The organism is Chryseobacterium arachidis, assembly GCF_900129245.1.
Lineage (GTDB): Bacteria > Bacteroidota > Bacteroidia > Flavobacteriales > Weeksellaceae > Chryseobacterium > Chryseobacterium arachidis.
Window position 1 is genome coordinate 278834 of sequence record NZ_FQUT01000004.1, and the last position, 19289, is coordinate 298122.

12 protein-coding genes and 1 CRISPR repeat array are annotated in these 19289 nt (G+C 34.6%); of the genes, 8 read left to right on the forward strand and 4 right to left on the reverse strand.

What is annotated here, in order from left to right; translation table 11 throughout:
• Positions 1-4 precede the first annotated feature (4 nt).
• From BUA89_RS22925 to BUA89_RS09885, 6 genes are all read left to right on the forward strand, one after another.
• Entirely contained in the window at positions 5-283 is a 279-nt protein-coding gene (locus tag BUA89_RS22925; protein ID WP_143152309.1) for a hypothetical protein, read from the forward strand.
• Entirely contained in the window at positions 225-3665 is a 3441-nt protein-coding gene (locus tag BUA89_RS09865) for an RHS repeat-associated core domain-containing protein (RefSeq protein WP_083531648.1), read from the forward strand. Before BUA89_RS22925 ends, BUA89_RS09865 begins: the two co-directional genes overlap by 59 nt.
• Positions 3662-4072, forward strand: a complete 411-nt coding sequence (locus BUA89_RS09870; protein WP_072956527.1) for a hypothetical protein — start codon at positions 3662-3664, stop codon at positions 4070-4072. The genes BUA89_RS09865 and BUA89_RS09870 overlap by 4 nt, the downstream gene beginning before the upstream one ends.
• A 263-nt stretch (positions 4073-4335) precedes the next feature.
• Positions 4336-5454 (forward strand): RHS repeat domain-containing protein, encoded by a 1119-nt coding sequence (locus BUA89_RS23445; protein ID WP_317043390.1) that lies wholly within the window; start codon positions 4336-4338, stop codon positions 5452-5454.
• Between the two features lie 218 nt (positions 5455-5672).
• On the forward strand, positions 5673-5873 hold the full coding sequence (locus BUA89_RS09880; protein WP_143152310.1) for a hypothetical protein: 201 nt from the start codon (positions 5673-5675) through the stop codon (positions 5871-5873).
• A gap of 58 nt (positions 5874-5931) precedes the next feature.
• On the forward strand, positions 5932-6144 hold the full coding sequence (locus BUA89_RS09885; protein WP_072956534.1) for a hypothetical protein: 213 nt from the start codon (positions 5932-5934) through the stop codon (positions 6142-6144).
• A 79-nt stretch (positions 6145-6223) separates the two neighbouring features.
• Positions 6224-6732: direct repeats of the CRISPR family, unit length 47 nt; unit sequence GTTGTGAATTGCTTTCATTTATCCGTATCTTTGAGATACAACACAAC.
• Between the two features lie 57 nt (positions 6733-6789).
• On the opposite strand, the gene cas2 is transcribed toward BUA89_RS09885, so the two are convergent.
• From cas2 to BUA89_RS09905, 4 genes are all read right to left on the reverse strand, one after another.
• Complete coding sequence (gene cas2, locus BUA89_RS09890) at positions 6790-7128, reverse strand: CRISPR-associated endonuclease Cas2 (RefSeq protein WP_072956536.1); 339 nt, start codon at positions 7126-7128, stop codon at positions 6790-6792.
• Positions 7125-8018 carry a type II CRISPR-associated endonuclease Cas1 gene (gene cas1, locus BUA89_RS09895; protein WP_072956539.1) on the reverse strand — a complete coding sequence of 298 codons (894 nt, stop codon included), beginning with the start codon at positions 8016-8018 and terminating at the stop codon, positions 7125-7127. Before cas1 ends, cas2 begins: the two co-directional genes overlap by 4 nt.
• A 2-nt stretch (positions 8019-8020) precedes the next feature.
• Positions 8021-13084, reverse strand: coding sequence for a type II CRISPR RNA-guided endonuclease Cas9 (gene cas9, locus BUA89_RS09900; protein ID WP_072956543.1), 5064 nt, complete (start codon positions 13082-13084; stop codon positions 8021-8023).
• A gap of 256 nt (positions 13085-13340) precedes the next feature.
• Positions 13341-14018 (reverse strand): YceI family protein, encoded by a 678-nt coding sequence (locus tag BUA89_RS09905; RefSeq protein WP_072956546.1) that lies wholly within the window; start codon positions 14016-14018, stop codon positions 13341-13343.
• A 631-nt stretch (positions 14019-14649) separates the two neighbouring features.
• On the opposite strand from BUA89_RS09905, the gene BUA89_RS09910 reads away from it, so the two are divergent.
• Together BUA89_RS09910 and BUA89_RS09915 are read left to right on the forward strand one after the other, a co-directional pair.
• On the forward strand, positions 14650-17052 hold the full coding sequence (locus BUA89_RS09910) for a hypothetical protein (protein WP_072956551.1): 2403 nt from the start codon (positions 14650-14652) through the stop codon (positions 17050-17052).
• Positions 17053-17161: 109 nt separating this feature from the next.
• Positions 17162-19285 (forward strand): Tex family protein, encoded by a 2124-nt coding sequence (locus BUA89_RS09915; protein WP_072957122.1) that lies wholly within the window; start codon positions 17162-17164, stop codon positions 19283-19285.
• Positions 19286-19289: the final 4 nt, after the last annotated feature.

The window sequence follows — 19289 nt, forward strand, 5'->3', positions numbered from 1 at the left end:
AATTATGAAACAAAAAAATAAAGTATACATACAATGGCCGCTCTTTTTACTGTTATTGTGGAGCAACGTATTGTTTTCTCAATATTTTGAATATCAGAGAGAAAGTTTTTTAAGGAACTATGAAACTGATTATTCAAAAGGAAAGGTTAATATTAATGTACCTTTTTTTAGTCTTCCAACTAATAATGGACTGAAGATCAACATAGGAATGTCATATAATACAGATGCTGCTTCAGGCAACGATCCGGGAGCAGAACTTGGGATGGGATGGACTGATTTATGATAATCCGCTGAGCAATGCACCTGCAAGCTATGGCAGTGAAAAGATATTTTCTGAGCAGATCATTGAAAACTCACCGCTGGAAAGGGTGAAGCAAAGCATAGGCACCGGAACGGCATGGAGCAGCAAGCCTGTCAACTATGACTACAGCACCAATACCGGAACCTCCGAAGTTAAAAAATACACCGTAACAACAGGCTGGGTAGAAAACCGCACCGAATCTCCTTTGGCAGATTCCGGGTACTACCCTGCCAATACCCTTACAAAAAATACCATCACCGATGAAGACGGCAATGCGGTTACCGAATACAAAAACGGTAAGGGACAAACCATTCTTGTCAAAAAGAATGATGGAACGAATGATATTAAAACCTATTATGTTTATAATAAATACGACCAGCTGGCCTATGTTATCCCGCCTTTAGCCTCTGCGTTACCGGTTATTTCCGCAGCAGACAGGGATGCTTTGTGCTATCAGTACCGCTACGACGGCTGGGGCAGGCTGGTGGAAAAAAAGCTGCCTGGGAAAGGCTGGGAATATATGGTCTACGATAAAGCCGATAGGCTGATCTTATCTCAGGATGCAACACTGGCAACCATTAGTAATAATTTCCATCAAAAAGGGTGGATGTTTACCAAATACGATCAATTCGGAAGAATAGTTTATACAGGATTCACTGCCAGTAATTCCACCAGAACAGCAATGCAGGCTGCCATCGATAATTTGCCGGCCAATGCAGCCTACACCGAAGAAAGAAGCACAACACCGTTTGTAGAGAACGGAATGCAGGTTTACTATACCAAAAACGCATTCCCGACAGCAGGCATGACGGTTTTGAGCATTAATTACTACGATACATATCCACCCCTTCCTGCCGGAACAGATACTCCCGTTCAGATATTGGGACAAGATGTCTTAATGCAGGAAGGGAATGTAAATACCAAAACGCTGCCAACAGCTTCCTACATCAGGAATTTGGAGAATGACAGCTGGACAAAAGACTATATATGGTATGATAAAAAGGGAAGATCTGTGGGAGCTTACTCTTTTAACTATCTGGGAGGATATACCAAAACGGAAACAGAAATTGATTTTGCAGGAGTTACAAAGCGTTCTGTAACCAGACACAAAAGATTGGCAACGGATACTGAAAGCTTCCTGACAGAAACATTTGACTATGACGACCAGAACAGATTGCTGGTACACAAGCATCAGGTAGACGGTAATCCTGTAGAGATATTAGCTCAAAACACTTATAACGAGCTTTCTCAGCTGACGAACAAAAAAGTGGGCGGAACATCAGCAGCCAGCCCTTTAGAAAGTATCGACTATGCTTATAACATCAAGGGATGGATGACCAAGATTAATGATCCTAAAAATTTAGGCAGTAAATTGTTCGGTTATGAGATCAAATACAATCAGGTAGAAGGTTTGGAAACACCGAACCTTGATTTTCCTTCTATGCAGGTGAAGTCAAGATACAATGGGAACATTGCTGAAGTTGACTGGAAAACCAATACCACTGCAGGAGACAACCTGAGAAGATACGGCTATGTGTATGACAGGCTGAACAGGCTTTCGGCAGGCTTTTACCAGAAAGACACCAACCCTTCTGCAAAAGAATATTTTGAGAAGATGGACTATGACCTGAACGGAAATATTACTAACCTGAAAAGATCTGCAGACGGACAGCAGGGAGCCCCCGCATTTAAGATCGATGATCTTGCGTATGCCTATTCCGGAAACAGGCTGACTTCGGTTACAGATTCTTCCACAGACTACAGGGGGTATCCGGAGATATCGGGAAATACCATTACCTATGATGAGGAAAGCGGCAATATGAAAAGCCATAAGGACAAAGGTATTCTGGAGATCGAATACAATTTCCTGAATCTACCGAACTTCATCATATTTGATAAAACCTATACTGTACGCAACCTGGTAACCGGAGGTGTAGATATCCGCAATATCGCAACAGACTACGTTTATAGTGCAGCGGGTACCAAACTGAGAAAAACCTATACCTACGGGGAAGGAGATGTTTTCTTTCCAACGGAAATAGTAGAGGTTACAGATTATCTGGATGGTTTCCAATACGAAACGAAGCAGGGAAATACGGCAATGAAATTTGTTCCTACATCCGAAGGCTACTACGATTTTGAAAAAAATAGGTATATTTACAGCTATAACGACCATTTGGGAAATATACGCCTGAGCTACTTTAAAAATGCATCGGGCAGCGCAGAAGTTCTTGAAGAAAACAACTACTACCCTTTTGGGTTGAAGCATGAAGGTTACAATCCTTTGGCTGGAAACCCTTCTTACAACTATGAGTTCGGAGGAAAGGAACTTCAGAAAGAAACAGGCTGGAACGACTTTGGAGCAAGGATGTACATGAGCGACATCGGACGCTGGAGTGTCGTAGATCCAATGGCGGAAGCTGAAGTATCATGGACACCCTACAGATACGGCTTCAACAACCCTATCCTATTTACCGATCCCACGGGAATGATAGAACAGACGGATATCGACAGGATGCTGCATACCGGCGGTTCTTACAATTATTCTAACGGTAATCTTAATTATTTAGGTGGTGGTAACTTAGGAGGAAATTATTTTATTGATGATCGGTATAAAGAAGGTTACTATACACCGGCTGTAGACTACTTAGAATTCGATATTCCACAACTTACGATTAATGCAAAAGGGAGCAAAAGTACATGGAATATAGGAAGTAATTATCTTTCTAATTCCTACGCAATGTATAATGCTTTTAGCAGCGCAGCAAAAGATTGGCAGCACCACGTAAATGCCAATGCAATGGCAGAAAGCTTGGCTGGTGTGAGAAATGACCATGGAGTAATGATGACAGGAGGAGCAGGCGACCCTGCAGGTATATTTGATCTTGGTGGGCAAATAATGAGTACATGGAAGCCGGAAAATAGGTATCTTGCAATGGGGGTTGGAATTTTAGCTCTTTTTGCAACAAAAGGAAAAAACTTTCCATTATTGATAAATACATTACCTGTTAGTACTGAAGGAAAATTACTTGGTTCAATAGTAAATGGAAAAATAATAATGAATGGAACAACAAAAGCCGCTGGAACATTTGATTTTGTAATAACAGAATCGGGTGAAGTTTTATTAGGTAGAAAGCATACTTTTCTATCCAAAGGAATAGATGTGTTCGCAGCAGGTGAATTAAAAATAAGAAATGGTAGTATTGTTAATATCAACAATTTATCTGGTCATTATCTTCCAAGTCCCAATATAGCAAATTCGTATTTAGAAGTATTTCAGGCTTTCAATATAAATGTCTCTAAAGCGCATTTGAAAGTCTATAATTCTCAAGGAAGATTAGTTAATCATATTTTACCAAAATGAAAGTAATAATTATAAAAAGTAATAATTCAGAAATAACAGTTGATTCTAATTTATCGTATTATTTGTTTTCATATTTTTTTATAGCTGTCGCGGGCAATGATTGTATATCAAAGGGACGTATAATCACAGAAAATAAAATTATGGATTTATACAATATTTTAGAAAAATATGCATTAGAAATATTAAAAATATGGTATAAAGAGCCTAATGAAAAAGAACTCCAAAAATATTCAACGCGCTATGAAAGAATTAAATTGAAATCAAAGATTTATAAAGTTAATTACAGAATGTCAGAAATAGGACGTTTAATATTTGTAATATGTAATATTTTAAAAATGCTTGATGAAGCATATATTAATCAAGAAGGTATAAATATTAGAATTGAGTATATTGAAAATATTTTGTAAAATTTATTTCTGAGAATTGTTATCTTTTGGGAGAATTCTCGCTGGCGCAAACTTTTAGCTCGCGTCGATAGATAAAAATAAATCCCGTAGCAAAATGCTACGGGATTATGTTTAATATAGTTTCATTTCCAATTCAGAAACGAAGTTAGTAGTATTAAACTTCTTTTCAATAAAAAAATAGGGAAAACCACATATTTTAATCGGTTTAAAATATATATTTTTGAAGGCCTGAAAACCATATGTGAAATACACGCCTGAGCTACATTAAAAATGCATCAGGCAGCGCAGAAGTTCTTGAAGAAAACAACTACTACCCTTTTGGGCTGAAACATGAAGGCTATAATGCTTTGACAGGAGATCCAAACTACCATTATGAGTTCGGAGGAAAAGAACTCCAGAAAGAAACAGGCTGGAACGACTTCGGAGCAAGGATGTACATGAGCGACATCGGAAGATGGGGCGTCGTAGACCCGATGGCTGAAGCTGAACCTTCATGGACACCATACCGTTACGGCTTTAACAACCCTATCCTATTTACCGATCCCACGGGAATGATAGAACAGACGGATATCGACAAAATGTTGAATACCGGAGGTTCTTACAATTATTCTAACGGTAATCTTAATTATTTAGGCGGAGGTAACTTAGGAGGAAATTATTTTATTGATGACCGGTATAAAGAAGGATACTATACACCGGCTGTAGACTACTTAGAATTCGATATTCCACAACTTACGATTAATGTTCCGAAAAGCTATAAGGGCAATAGCGCATTAATGAGGCTATCTATGGGGATGGAAATACCCAAGTATCTTGCAACCTACGTAGGCAGGCAGGTACCAGATTATGATCCATTAACTTGGGTGAAAAATGATGGACCTATAAAATATATTGGAGGAGCCGGGGATGTAACCGGAGTTTTTGAAGTAGGAGGAATGATTCTTTCAGCTTCTGATAACAAAGGAATGAACTTAGCAGCAATCCCACTCTTGGTTATGACAAGAAATGGGGATGATGTATTAAAATTGCTAGCTGCAGAAAAAGGAATTCTTATAGGTACTGGTACAACTAAAAAAGGAACATTAAAAGCAGACTTTTTATTTGAAAATTCTAATGATGCTAAAAATTTTAGTTCTTCTATGTTAGGTGCAAACAAAACAAGAATGTATAATGAAAGAGGTAAGTGGATTGGTTGGAAAAATAGTAGCGAAGATGCTGTTTATTGGGGACATGGTGATTGGGGAAAAGGAAAAGGTAGCTCTACATTTCCACATATTAATTATGAGGTAAATGGACAAAAAGGACATTTCTTTTTAAAAGATAAAATAAAAAATAAAGGTTTTGAAGATGAGTTAAAAAAATATTTTAATTTAGGAAATTAATGGAAAATTTTTAAAAAAAATAAAAGAATATTCTCTAAAACAGGAGATTCTATATTAAAAAATTACACTTATAAAAATAATAAGATAAAGCTTGAGATTGAGCTATATGAAGAAGATATTTTAAATTTAGAGTTTGAAACTGAAATTTTGTATTGTAGAAATACTGAACAAAAAAACCTTTTAATATTGGTTATTTAGATTGCATAGAATTGTCTGATGTGCTAAAAATAGAAAATAATCATTATACAATTTCAGGTGATTTTGTAGATATTATGCAGGCGCAAAGAAACAAATTTACTTTGGCTCTTGGATTAAATATAAAAAAATATACACATCTTATAATTTTTTCAAATTACTCTATTAATTTAGCTTTTATAGTTGATGAAAAAAGTAATTTTAGTTATAATGAATTAGGGTAAACTTAATTATTAGTGGTATGCCTGGAATAACGTTAAATTATATAAAAATACTTTTTATATGTCTCAACAAGCCAATGAAGAAAACAAAAAACTTTCTAATTATATAACAAATATTGTTGGTATTAATAAAATGATTAATAGTCATTATGACAAAGACAAAAAGAATTTTATTGATATTTTTACTTGTGATGATCCTCTTTATCCAAGAATAAAAATTTGTGATACAATAGGTTTACCTCGCTGCGCAAAGTCTATGACTTTGTGTTTATAAAGTAGTTTCGTTTCCTAACAGGAAACGAAACTATAAAATAGTTTGAATTTTTCTTTTAGCAATAAAGGCATCGATGACGGAAAAGAATTGCTTTCATTTATCCGTATCTTTGAGATACAACACAACCAGATGTTTTATACCAAGATATTCGAGATGGTTGTGAATTGCTTTCATTTATCCGTATCTTTGAGATACAACACAACTCAACAGCTTCAAATAATCCTTCTCCTCTAGTTGTGAATTGCTTTCATTTATCCGTATCTTTGAGATACAACACAACTCTTTGTTGCAGTTCTGCTATGGAGCCTACGTTGTGAATTGCTTTCATTTATCCGTATCTTTGAGATACAACACAACGTCGATCGCATAAACAGAACCAGTCTTCTCGTTGTGAATTGCTTTCATTTATCCGTATCTTTGAGATACAACACAACATATATTAAATCTTTTTGTAGTATAATATAGTTGTGAATTGCTTTCATTTATCCGTATCTTTGAGATACAACACAACTATCCTCAGAGCAGCTATATGAGGCTCTCCGTTGTGAATTGCTTTCATTTATCCGTATCTTTGAGATACAACACAACCTCAAAATTTAACCCACTGAATTATAGTGGGTTTATTGATTATTTAGGATTAAAAAATCAGAATAATTCCAGTTGTTGGAAAGTTGGCGGAGGTTCTTCTCTATTTCTGGCGAAGAAGATTTCGATATCCCCAAATTGCTTGTCGGTAATACACATAATGGCAACCTTTCCTGCTTTTGGGAGCATAAATTTTACTCTTTTGATATGAACTTCCGCATTTTCCCGACTCGGACAATGGCGTACATACATCGAAAACTGAAATAAGGTAAAACCATCATCAATCAAAGCCTTACGAAATCGGTTTGCTTCTTTCATATTAGCTTTGGTCTCAGTCGGCAAGTCATATAATACTAAAACCCACATAATTCGGTATGCATTAAACCTTTCGGCATTCATATCAGTTCAGGATAAGAAATCAGTCTTTTTTCGCCAGTATAACATTTATAAAGCGATGAAGCCGTCGTTTTCACAGCCACCAACAAAGGTCTTGTTTTACTGTCAATCATCACATCTTTGGTCGCAATCTGCAGAATATGTGCTTTAAATTCTTTCGTCAATTCTTCCGTTTCAGGATTTACTTTCAGCCATTGCATCACCAAAAGGTCAACAAACGGACGATAAGGTTCCATTAAATCATCTGCAAGGCAATACGGATTGTATTTATTCTTATGAAAAATTCCCAAAACAGGCAATAATCCAGTTTCTACAATCGCTCTTGCCACAATACTTCTCAGAACAGCATATCCAAAATTGAAAAACTGATTGGGTGAATCTCCAAAACGTTGTCGAAGAAAATCAAGACTGATTAAATATTTCCAATAATGTTGGGCTGCAATCCCCTCCATGTTGGTCACGTCACCAGACTTTACATTTTTTTGATATTCAATCATGGGCTCATAATAATTTCCCAACCTCATCAAAACATTTTTCTGATTTTCAATCTTACATTCCACAGTTTGTTTCCAAAGTTGTTTTTTGAGTGGTTCGCTGGCTTCCAACTGATCTTTTACCCGATCTGAATGTTCCGTATGCCCATACAGCGGCAACATAATTCCGTGTGGAAGATGATGAGAATCACAACTTACCACCACCACATTATTTCCCATCATTTTCTGGATCAGATTGTGTGAAATTGTGATTTGGTAATGATCCAGCATCAGCAATCCCAAATCTTCCACAGGAACACTACCCTTTTCCGTTTTGGTTTCCGGACAGAGGATTTTCATCTGCTCGTCTTTGAGTTTGAGATAAGCGGGATTGCCGATGTAGATGGAGCGGGTTATCATAATTATGCTTTTGAGATATTTCCTAATCTATCCACTTTCAATTTTAAGCAACTCGATTTAATTTGTTCTCTATTGGAAGTATTTTGGCTTTTTGTTTTATTTTCAGAACCTAATCCAACTTCATTAAATAATGGTTTTATTTTTTTAACAATTCCTTTTTTTGTTTCATTGATTTCTTCCCAAAATAATAAGTTATCTTTTATTTTTTTATGTTCTTCTGCTTTAATATCTATAATTGGATTAGAGATATTAGCAGGCACAAAATTCATAGTCGTTCCACTTCCATCCGTAAATTTGTATATTCTATTCATTTGTTCTTTGTTCAAATTATTGAAATCAATTAGAATAGAATTCTCTCTCTCTTCTTCCGTTGGAACATACACAAAATCACTTGGATTTAATACAAACAATAATTTGAAATCTGAATCTTCAGGATGTATTGCTGGGCAAGGCTCAAATCCTTGTTTTAAACTTTCAACGGATTCTCGCAACGTTGGAATATAGAATTTTCTCTCTATACCATTTTGATAGAAACCACAGAAAGAATTACTTCCAGCTGCCGTCACAACAAACTTTGTACTCTTTTGCCCCTCTTCCGATACAGAGAACTTGGTTCCCATTGCATCACTTGTCCTTACTTTATAAATGGGATGATGAAACTTGCCATTATTTAACTCAATGATGTTTTTATTTAATTCTTTAATACCATCTGATGAAAACGCATTTTCAGTATCAAACTTTGGCTTATCATTAATTACCTCTTTGTAATTATCAAGATGGTTTTCTAAAATTTTCTGTATTCCTGTATCTGTAATTGACTGAATGACTTTAATAATTTTGTCCGATGGTATCTGTGAAAAGGACTCTAAATTGTTTCCAAATCTTGTTGCTACAAATTTTTCATAAACAGAAACTTTAGCATATTTATTATTTAATAACTCTATAATCTCTTTTACAGATTTACCGTCATTATTTTTTAAAACATCAATTTCTTTTACTAATTCATCATCAACTAAATCATACTTTTCAATTAGTGCTTTCTCCAAACTAAGTGTAGTAATCTTATTTTGTAATTTGACTTTACCATAAAATTTGTCTTCGTGAAGTCTTTTTCTTACATTGTAATTTACAGGTTGTTTTAAGTTTTCCTGTTTAATGATATTAAGCTTTTCATCTTCAGATTTCAAATATTTGTTCCAACGCTGTCGAATAACGCGATTCTTTTGTTTAAAACTAGCTATCGTATTTTCTAATGCATTTTGAGCAATATCTTTGAATACTTTGCTTTTAAAATCTTTAAACTGATATTCAAATTCATCAATCCCATCTTTTGATTTTATCTGCGCAGGTGGTAGGAAATACCATTCTTTCTCGTCATTAAATCCTCTTCTTGAATTAGTCAACTGAAATTTAATTGCTTTTCTTGTATTTAATTTCTCCTCGCTACTTTCTTGTGATGAAATATTATTTAGATAATTGACGTGATTTTCCGTAGTCAAAGCAATTATCAAAGCATCTAAAGCATGATGGCGATGGTCTATTCTTTTGGAATCAAAATTTTTGCTCGTTTCCTCAGGAACAGTATTGATGAAAACTTGATGTCCATTTATTTCTCTATAATCTCCGAATAAATTTGTATTTGTTAATGCATTCAATCGTTTAAATCTTGGAGAAATAATTTCGTTCCAAGCATCATTCAGTTGCCAATGTCTTTTTAAGGTTGTAGTAATAGTTCCATTTGTAGCCAAAACATTCTTAGAACGGAATGTATCTTCGTCTTTTTCTCGTACAATATTACTCAGCAATTTCATCGCCATTTTGGAGATATATTGACTGTTATTTAATTGGCTATTTGTAAATTCTTCCGGTATTTCTTTACTCAATAGTATTTCTCTTTTTCTTCCGGAAAAATTATTATTTACTAAATCTTCGTAATCTTTTATAGCAATTATTTCAACTTCTGAATCGTGCGCAGAGCAAAAAACTTTTTTAGATTTTGCGTTAGAAATAAAACTATACCCTGTAAAAGCTTTCTTTTCTTTATTAATTTCCGTTTCACATATTACTTTATTATAAAGGGCATTTAAAGTGATACGTTCTTGTGGAAAAATATGTTCAATCTCATATTTTTTTCGGTCAAACAAATCAGATAATTTAATAAACCTTCCTGAATATGGTGACTGATATCGTTGGTCTAACCAAAGTTTATATCGTTCAAAATCACTTCTACTAATTTTTGAAAATTCTTTTGATGTTATATCTTTGATTTCTTTTTTAGTTATTTTTCCATTGGAAAGCTGATATTCGGTATTGTCTTTATCGTATTCAATAGACGAAAGGAGACTTTCTTCTAGTATCCTAAGCTTCTCTTGTTGGAATGGCGATTTTTCTTGAAGTGAAGAATTACTTTGTTTTAACTCACGTAGAAGTTCCACTATCCGTTCATTAGCTTTTCTATTTTCTTTGTTTTGTTTATCGTCTCTTTCTTTTTGTTTGTTATTTTTTTTCATCTCTCGACCTAATTCAATGTGAATTCTATCGAATAACTTATTATAAATAATTTTTCCTTCCTCATCTTTTCCTATTTCCTCACCGTAATATTTCCAAATATCCTTAACAACGTGCAACGTTTCTACCAAAATCTTCTCAACTGTTGGATTATTCAATGAATGTTGCTTGAATTCATTCTTTAAGTAATTATCAATATCATAAGGCGATTGCCAAAACTGCACTTCTCCAACTTCCGAGTATCTACCATAAACCAGATAACACGCACTAGAAACCCAAAGTCCTTGAAAGTCTTTTACTTCTCCATTGATTTCTTCTTTATCTAAAACTTTTTGTTTAATTTCTTGATTTGATTTTGAAAGAATGTTTTCAATATCATCTGAATTCCAATATTTTCCAAGCCTCAAAAAAGGTAACATTTTCTTTATAGCCTTTTCAGAATAGGTTCCATAATCGTTAGTATATCCTCCGAAAGAACTAAAGTTCTTAACCAACTCTGATTGAAACTCTTTAGGTAAACCTGTTTTATCCAATAATCGAGAGATGACATTATTTAACCCTTTATTAAATTCATCTTTTTTCTTTACCGAATAAAAGAAATGCCAAAGATTGTATTCATTTTCGGAAGTCAAAAATGTTCTGTAATCGAATCCTTTAATTCGTTTTGTTCGGAGAATGAAATTGTATCTCGTTGGGTTACAAGGTTCTTTTTCAGAAGTAAAATTCCACTTGTAATTTTCTGTAGAAATATCTAAATCCTTATATTTTTTGTTTAAAAACCCAAGAATATCTTTCTCCGTTACATTTTCCTTATCATTCAAAAAGGCATATAAATCTTCTTTTAATTCATTAGTCAATAATTGAGAAGTAACATCTACATTTAACTTAATTTCTTCATTTACAATTTCCTCTTTCTTAATTATTTTCAGCCTTTTAATAAATTGCCACAGTCTAAATTCCTGATAAAGCGGATTAGCCTTATGAATAGCTTTTAATGGATTTTTATATTTTTTACCGGTTTTTTCATCTGTCCGCTCAAAGTTTTCCTTTTCATAAATACAATTAGCAATCAATGATTTTTTAGATTTCAAATCTCTTTGATACAAAAGAATATCTTCTTTAATTAGATGATTAAAATCTAAATCTTTAATTGTCTTTTGATGATTAAGATTGTTAGGATATAGTAGTTGAATTGCTTGTTCATACAAATCTCTATTCCCTAATTCAGGATGAAATCTCTCTTGATTTTTATAAATTAAGTCCAACTCCTCACGATAGTAGTCTCTTTCGATTACAGTGATTAAGTCAGCCTTAATTTTTTGTCTTGGATTTTGCAGAAGATTATAATAGACGTAGGAAGCAATACCTTTTGTATTATTTTTTGTATTGAAAGATGTTAAGGATGTCTCAGTTTTTAATTTCATTAAAGTCCAATCTTCTTCTTTCGGAATATTGATATTTCTTCCTTTATCTGCTCCTTTTGGTATCCTAATACCATTTTCATCATATTTAGTCTTAATGATAAAATCTCGCTTACTATCTTTCCACTTTGGAGTAAATTTACTCTGTTGTTCTTTTACCCAACCTGTTTCCAGCTCTACTTCGAAAATAAAATTTTCTTTTATTTTTCGCCCTGTATTCCTAACGTCTGTTATTATAAATTCACGAACTTCATTAATAATATATTCGGTTTTTTTAAAATCAATCGTACCTTCATCATCATACTTTGAAATAATTTCAACCTCTTTCAAATCTCCAACCTTCGTAATTGCAATTTTTGTCTCTTCTTTATATTTGAATAATTCTACTTCTTCATTATTATTATCAACTAAAATTATTTGATACGCATCTTCCTCAAGCTTATTAACTTCTCTCACCTTGCCAACAAAAGAGTCAATTAATTCACCTTCTTTTTGAACTTTCTCATCTTGTCCTATTACTTTTTCATAACCTCTTTTTTGATTAAAACTTAAAGTAATCCAAGCTAGCTGTTCTTTAGTAAGCTCAAAGTCTTTATCTGTAACTGCTTTGTGCCTTAAATAATATAGTGTCCAATCATAAGGAATTTTAGTTTCGTTACCATTTTTTCTATGATAGAACATTTCTGGATACTTATTTCTAAAATCATTTTCCATCTGATTATAAGCATCTTTGAAAAGAAATTGAAACCTTCCGTTATCATCTTTATAATAAGCTAATTTTCCTTCAGTGCCTTTTTTAAATTTCCCATTACGTTTGCCTTTTTCATTTTCGAATTCAATTGAAAGTTTATAATGTTCTGGCAAAGAGTCCAATAAATTCAAAATACAATGAAGTCTATCTCTTCTTAATAAATATCTTTCATTAAGTTTTCTCGGGGAACGTAATGACGTTCTTTTAGAAGCTCCACTTTCGGTTTTAGCTCCACTTTCAAACTTTGCAACTTCAGCAGCATCCATCGTTAAAATTCGAGAACCAAGCCCCAATATTTTTACAATTTTATTATCATGGTCTATTTCTACGAGCGCCCATCCAATTGAGTTCGTTCCCAAGTCCAATCCAAGTATATTTTTAGTCATAGCTATTTAGTTTTGATAAAGCATAAAAATAAAGAGAAAAAAAATAAATATTTTACGGAAAACCATAAAACAGTTAAAAAAATAATTTTTAGATTTGTAGCCGAAAGCAATTCACAATAAGGATTATTCCGTTGTGAAAACATTTAAGGCGGGGCAACTCGCCTTCTTTTATTTAAAATCTTTTCAATTTAATTTTACCATAATAAAAAAAGCCACCTTAAAAAAGGCGGCTTCCACGATTTTATATCTAACAATATTATTTTTTAGCTTTTACATCAACAGCGATTTCGATGTCTTTGCTGATCATCCATTCTGCAGGATCGGCTTCAGAAGTTCCGAATTTGATTCCCCAGTCTGCTCTGTTTACCGTAAATTTAGCCTGGATAGCTGCTGAATTTTCTGTAACATCTACTTTTGCAGGGAACGTTACGTTCATTGTTTTTCCGGATAAAGTAAGGTTTCCGCTTACTGTTTTGTTAGCTCCTGCTACTGCATCTTTCGGTGCTTCTTTAAGATCCGCTACGCTTGTAATTTTGAAGTCAGCCGTAGGGTTTTTCGCTGTATCAAAGAAGTCAGGATTTTTTAAGTGTGCTTCAAGATCAGCAGGCTTTTTGTCAGCTTCTGTTACAGATGCAGGATCTACTTTGATAGAGTTCATATCGATTACAAAGTTTCCGGCTGCTACATTTCCTCCTTCGATGCTTAGGTCACCAGATTTTACGTTAAGGGTTCCCCAACGAGGAGCCATTCCTCCTTTGTGGAAAGCTTTCCAGTTTACTACAGAAGCTACTGTATCTACTGCCAATACTTCACCTTTGCTCTCTGCTACCGTCTGCTCCTGGCTTGTCGCTGCGTTTTCAGCTGATTTTTCTTTGTTACAAGATGTTGCAAACAATCCTATTGCTACTAATGCAATTACACTTAGTTTTTTCATATTATTTTATTGTTTAAAAAGTTTATCGATCTAAATATAAGCAAAATGAAACATCCTACAATGCTTTCTTTCATCAGCTTTTTTAAAGATCCAAATATAGGGACTTGCATAGGTTATTTTATTACCATACATCAATAAATTCAATTCCTATTATTTTGTCAAGACTATGTTAAACCACAGAAGTTCTAAAAAAGATTTGATATAATTTAACTTGAGCTTGTTATAACTGCTTCCGTCACTTCGAGTTTTTTTCGAAATGAAATGAAGAAAAATGTATCGAGAACTTTCGGGAAAGCATTTCTGAATATGATTTTATTTACTCAGTTTATATTCAAATGTCATTAATTTAAGTTTTAATTAATCTAACCATAAGAATTCTTGATTTTTTTACACCATTAAGATAATGAAGCGGTTAAGCACAATCTTAACGTAGATTTATTAAGATTCACCGAGGTGAATGATTTAGCGTATGCTTATACCAATTATCTTATCATTGTTGTAAGCTTAATGTCTTTTTAGTGTTTAAATTTTTAATAATATTTTAATATACTTCAAAGAAATTGATGATGCATTCACCTTACAAATGATGTACTTTTATACTGTATAATCCGGACACAAATATGTTGGTGATATGGCGGGAAAAATCATTTCTTTTTTATTCCTCATCTTGATATTGGGGAATTTTCAGGCACAAGGCAAAGCTGAGAAAGCTATTGAAGCATTCTCAGAGCAATACCCTCAGGAGAAAATACATCTGGTTTTCAATAAAAACAGCTTTATCGCAGGCGAGAATCTTTGGTTTAAGTCTTTTGTTTTTAACGGATACGAGCTTTCGAAAATTTCCACTTCTTTATTTGTAGAACTGTATGACAGCCATAAAACCCAGATCAGCAAAAAAATTCTTCCCTTAATCAACGGACAGGGCAGCGGAAACTTTTTGCTGCCTGATAATGTAAAAGAAGGCGTTTATTACATCAGAGCCTATACCACATGGATGGCGAATTTTAATGAAGATTTTCAGGCTTTACGACCTATTGTCATTTATAATCCTTCATCACCCGAAAAGCTCGTTATTGATGACACTTCAAAATGGACAGCCTCCGTTTTTCCTGAAAGCGGAACTTTTATAGACGGAATTAATACAAAATTTGCAGTACGCCTCCACTCAAAAGGCATTGAACCATCTGACTGGAACGGATATGTTATTGACACAGAAAAGCCTGATGTCAAATTAGCTTCTTTTAAAGGCTTTGACCAAAATGTAGGATCGTTTTCACTCACTCCTGTTATCGGAAAAAAATATCAGCTGATCGTCACTGACACGAAAGGAAACACACAAACCGTTGATCTTCCGGACGTTTCCGATTCAGGAGTAAACCTGCAGGTGTCAAGCGGAAATGATGCTGTTAAGTTTTTTTTGAAATCAAAAAATATTGCTCCCGGAACATTATTTAAAGTGATTGGCACCATCAACAATCAGTTGGTTTTCAAGGTAAATTCTGATAGAATACTGACACAAAGCTACTCTATTCCCACAGCACAGCTCATCAACGGGATTTTGCAGCTTACCGTGTTTGATGCTCAGGAAAATATTGTAGCCCAAAGACTTTGCTTTGTTCAGCCTGAATTATTAAAAATTAAAAAACCGGAACTTAAATCTTTGACACTTAACGAATCAGCAAGAGCTTTAAATTCTTTCAGCATCGCTCAGAATCCTGACAATTCTGCGTACACCGTTCTTATCATGGATGGAAAATCCGAAAGTTCGGAAGATGACAACAGTTTACTGAGTACCTTATGGCTTACCGGCGATATTACTTCGAAAATAGTTACCCCATCTCAATATTTTAAACCCAATCATAATTCTGAAGCTTTAGATGCCCTTCTTATCTCAGAAAAATGGAAAAGGTTCGATTGGAAAACCATTATGGCAGGCACCTTCCCTATTATCAGCTACAAATCTCAGCCTTATATTTCTTATAAAGGGAAAGTCTCAATACAGGGAAAACCGGCTCCCAATACTGATATGAATCTCTTGTTCAGCATGCCGGATCAGGGTATAAAAATTCATCAGGTAAAAACAGATGCCAACGGATTTTTCTCTTTGCGAGGACTGATTTTCGAAGATGCCATTAAATTTTCTTATCAACTGAACGATCCTAAAATCCCTAAAGAGCAGGTACAGGTAATTTTTCAGCCCGATTATTCTTTTGTTCCTCTGAAGAAAAGCCTTCCTGAAAACCCTTACAGCCTGGTTCTGCGTAATCTTGAAGACGAGCCGGACAGTGAAATCCAACGATATGCAATCACTAAAAATACACAAAGTACAATCAACGAAAAAGCCACACTGATTAAAGAAGTACTGCTAAAAGGGATAAAAAGAAATAAAACCCAGGAACTGAATGACAAACTTAGCGGACCTTTATTCAGAGGAGCTAATGAAACTGTTTTTGACTTGGTAAATGACAATAATTCTGCACAGGGATCCATCAATATCCTACAATGGCTGCAGGGAAGAGTGGCCGGATTAACGCTGGCATCCGATATGGGAAATTACATTCCGAAATTAAGGGGCAGCACCATGAATATTTATCTTGATGAAATGAAAATTGATCCATCAATGGTAAGTTCAGTTTCAGCAGCAGATATCGCTATGGTAAAAGTAATTAAAGATTATTTTGCAGGTGGTTCCGGTGGCGGAAGCGGAGCTATTGCGATTTACACCAAGAGAGGCGGAATTACAGGTTCGGTAAGCGATTCCACAGTTCCGACAAAATTAAAGCAGATTACCTTAAACGGTTTCGACAAAGAAATATCTTTTGTAAGTCCGATGTATAACGATGAAAATTTTAAAAATATTTCTCAGGATGTAAGAAGCACGCTTTACTGGAACCCATATTTAAAAACAGAACCGAAAGAATCGCCTGAAATACAATTCTTTAATAATGATGACGCAAAGAACTATAAAGTTATCCTTATGGGATTCGATGAAAAAGACTACGCTCCTGTTTATTATAATGAAACAGTTAAATAAAAATATCTAATTTAAAGCTTTAAAACAGTACAATTCGTGCTGTTTTTTGTTTTGAAATCCCTCAATGCTTTATAAAAAAGTCAGTATTTTAGCCACTCAAAAATTTAAAATGAACACAACAGCTTATATACAGCAAACCCTCAATATATCAGAAAAAAGCATCAACGCAACTTTAGAATTATTAGCGGAAGACTGCACCATTCCTTTCATTTCCCGTTACCGAAAAGATAAAACCGGCAATCTGGATGAAACACAGATCGAACAGATTTCTAAGCTTAATAAACAGTTTGAAGAAATTATAAAAAGAAAAGAATCCATTCTAAAATCCATTGAAGAGCAAAATTCTTTAACTCCCGAATTAAAACAGAGAATTGAAGACAGTTTTGATATTCAGGAGATTGAGGATTTGTATTTACCTTTCAAAAAAAGAAAGAAAACCAAAGCGGATACCGCAAAGGAAAAAGGACTGGAACCTTTAGCTAAAATAATCATGAGTCAGAAAACTCAGGATATCCAGTTTTTGGCTTCCAAATATCTGAATGATCAGGTTTCTTCTGAAGAGGAAGCTTTGCAGGGCGCAAGAGATATCATGGCAGAATGGATTAATGAAAATATGTATGTCCGAAAAAATCTGCGTCGATTATTCCAAAGAAAAGCGATTGTCACTTCAAAAGTAGTTAAAGCTAAAAAAGATGAGGAAGATGCCCAGAAATTCTCTCAGTATTTTGAATGGGAAGAAAATCTGAACAGAACGCCTTCTCACCGATTGTTGGCCATGTTAAGAGCCGAAGCGGAAGGTTTCGTTAAAACAAACATTGGAATCGATAAAGATGAAGCCATTGATTTTATTGAAAATGCCATTATAAAATCAAATAACGAAACGGCAGAGCAAATTTCTTTAGCCATAAAAGACAGCTACAAAAGATTACTGGAACCCGCAATCTCCAACGAAACGTTACAGGAAGCCAAAGAAAAAGCCGATAAAAAAGCCATCGAAATTTTCTCTGAAAACCTGACTCAGTTATTGCTTGCTCCGCCTTTAGGCGAAAAGAGAATTCTGGCCATTGATCCGGGCTACAGAAGTGGCTGTAAAGTGGTTTGCCTTGATGAAAAAGGAGACTTACTACACAACGAAACAATCTATCCTCACGCTCCGCAAAACGAAAGCGGAATGGCCATGAAGAAAATCCGTTCGATGGTGAACGCTTATAATATCGAAGCCATCTCGATCGGAAACGGAACTGCAAGCCGTGAAACCGAATTTTTCATTAAAAAAATTGCGTTCGACAAGCCTTTACAGGTCTTTGTGGTTTCGGAAGCCGGAGCTTCAGTTTATTCTGCAAGTAAAATTGCACGTGATGAATTTCCAAGTTATGATGTAACAGTTCGTGGTTCGGTTTCCATCGGGAGAAGATTGGCAGATCCGTTGGCAGAACTGGTGAAGATCGATCCTAAATCTATTGGAGTCGGGCAATATCAGCATGATGTAGATCAGACTCAGCTTAAAAACGAACTGGATTCTACTGTCATGAAATGTGTGAATTCAGTAGGAATCAATTTAAATACGGCGAGTAAATCTTTACTAAGTTATGTTTCGGGAATCGGCGAAAAAATGGCAGAAAATATCGTGAATTACCGAACTGAAAACGGTGCTTTTGAAGACAGAAAGCAATTGAAAAAAGTTCCGAGACTGGGTGAAAAAGCTTTCCAACAGGCAGCGGCGTTTGTGAGAATTCATAACGCTAAAAATCCGCTGGACAATTCTGCCGTTCATCCTGAAGCGTACGGAATTGTTGAAAAAATGGCGAAAGATCTCGGAATTAAAACTAATGAATTGATTGCTAATAAAGAAAAAATCACATTGGTTCAGCCTGAAAAATATATTACGGAAGACATCGGAATTTTAACAATCAAAGATATTTTAAAAGAACTGGAAAAGCCCGGATTAGATCCAAGAAAAGCTGCCAAAGTTTTTGAATTTGATCCCAATGTAAAAAAGATAACGGATTTAAAAATCGGAATGATTTTACCCGGAATAGTTAATAATATTACGGCTTTCGGATGTTTTGTAGACTTAGGAATCAAAGAAAGCGGCTTGGTTCATATTTCTCAGTTGAAAGACGGTTTTGTTTCTGATGTGAACGAAGTGGTGAAACTGCATCAGCATGTTCAGGTAAGAGTGACGGAAATTGATGAGGTAAGAAAGAGAATTCAGCTGAGCATGATTTTGTAATAAA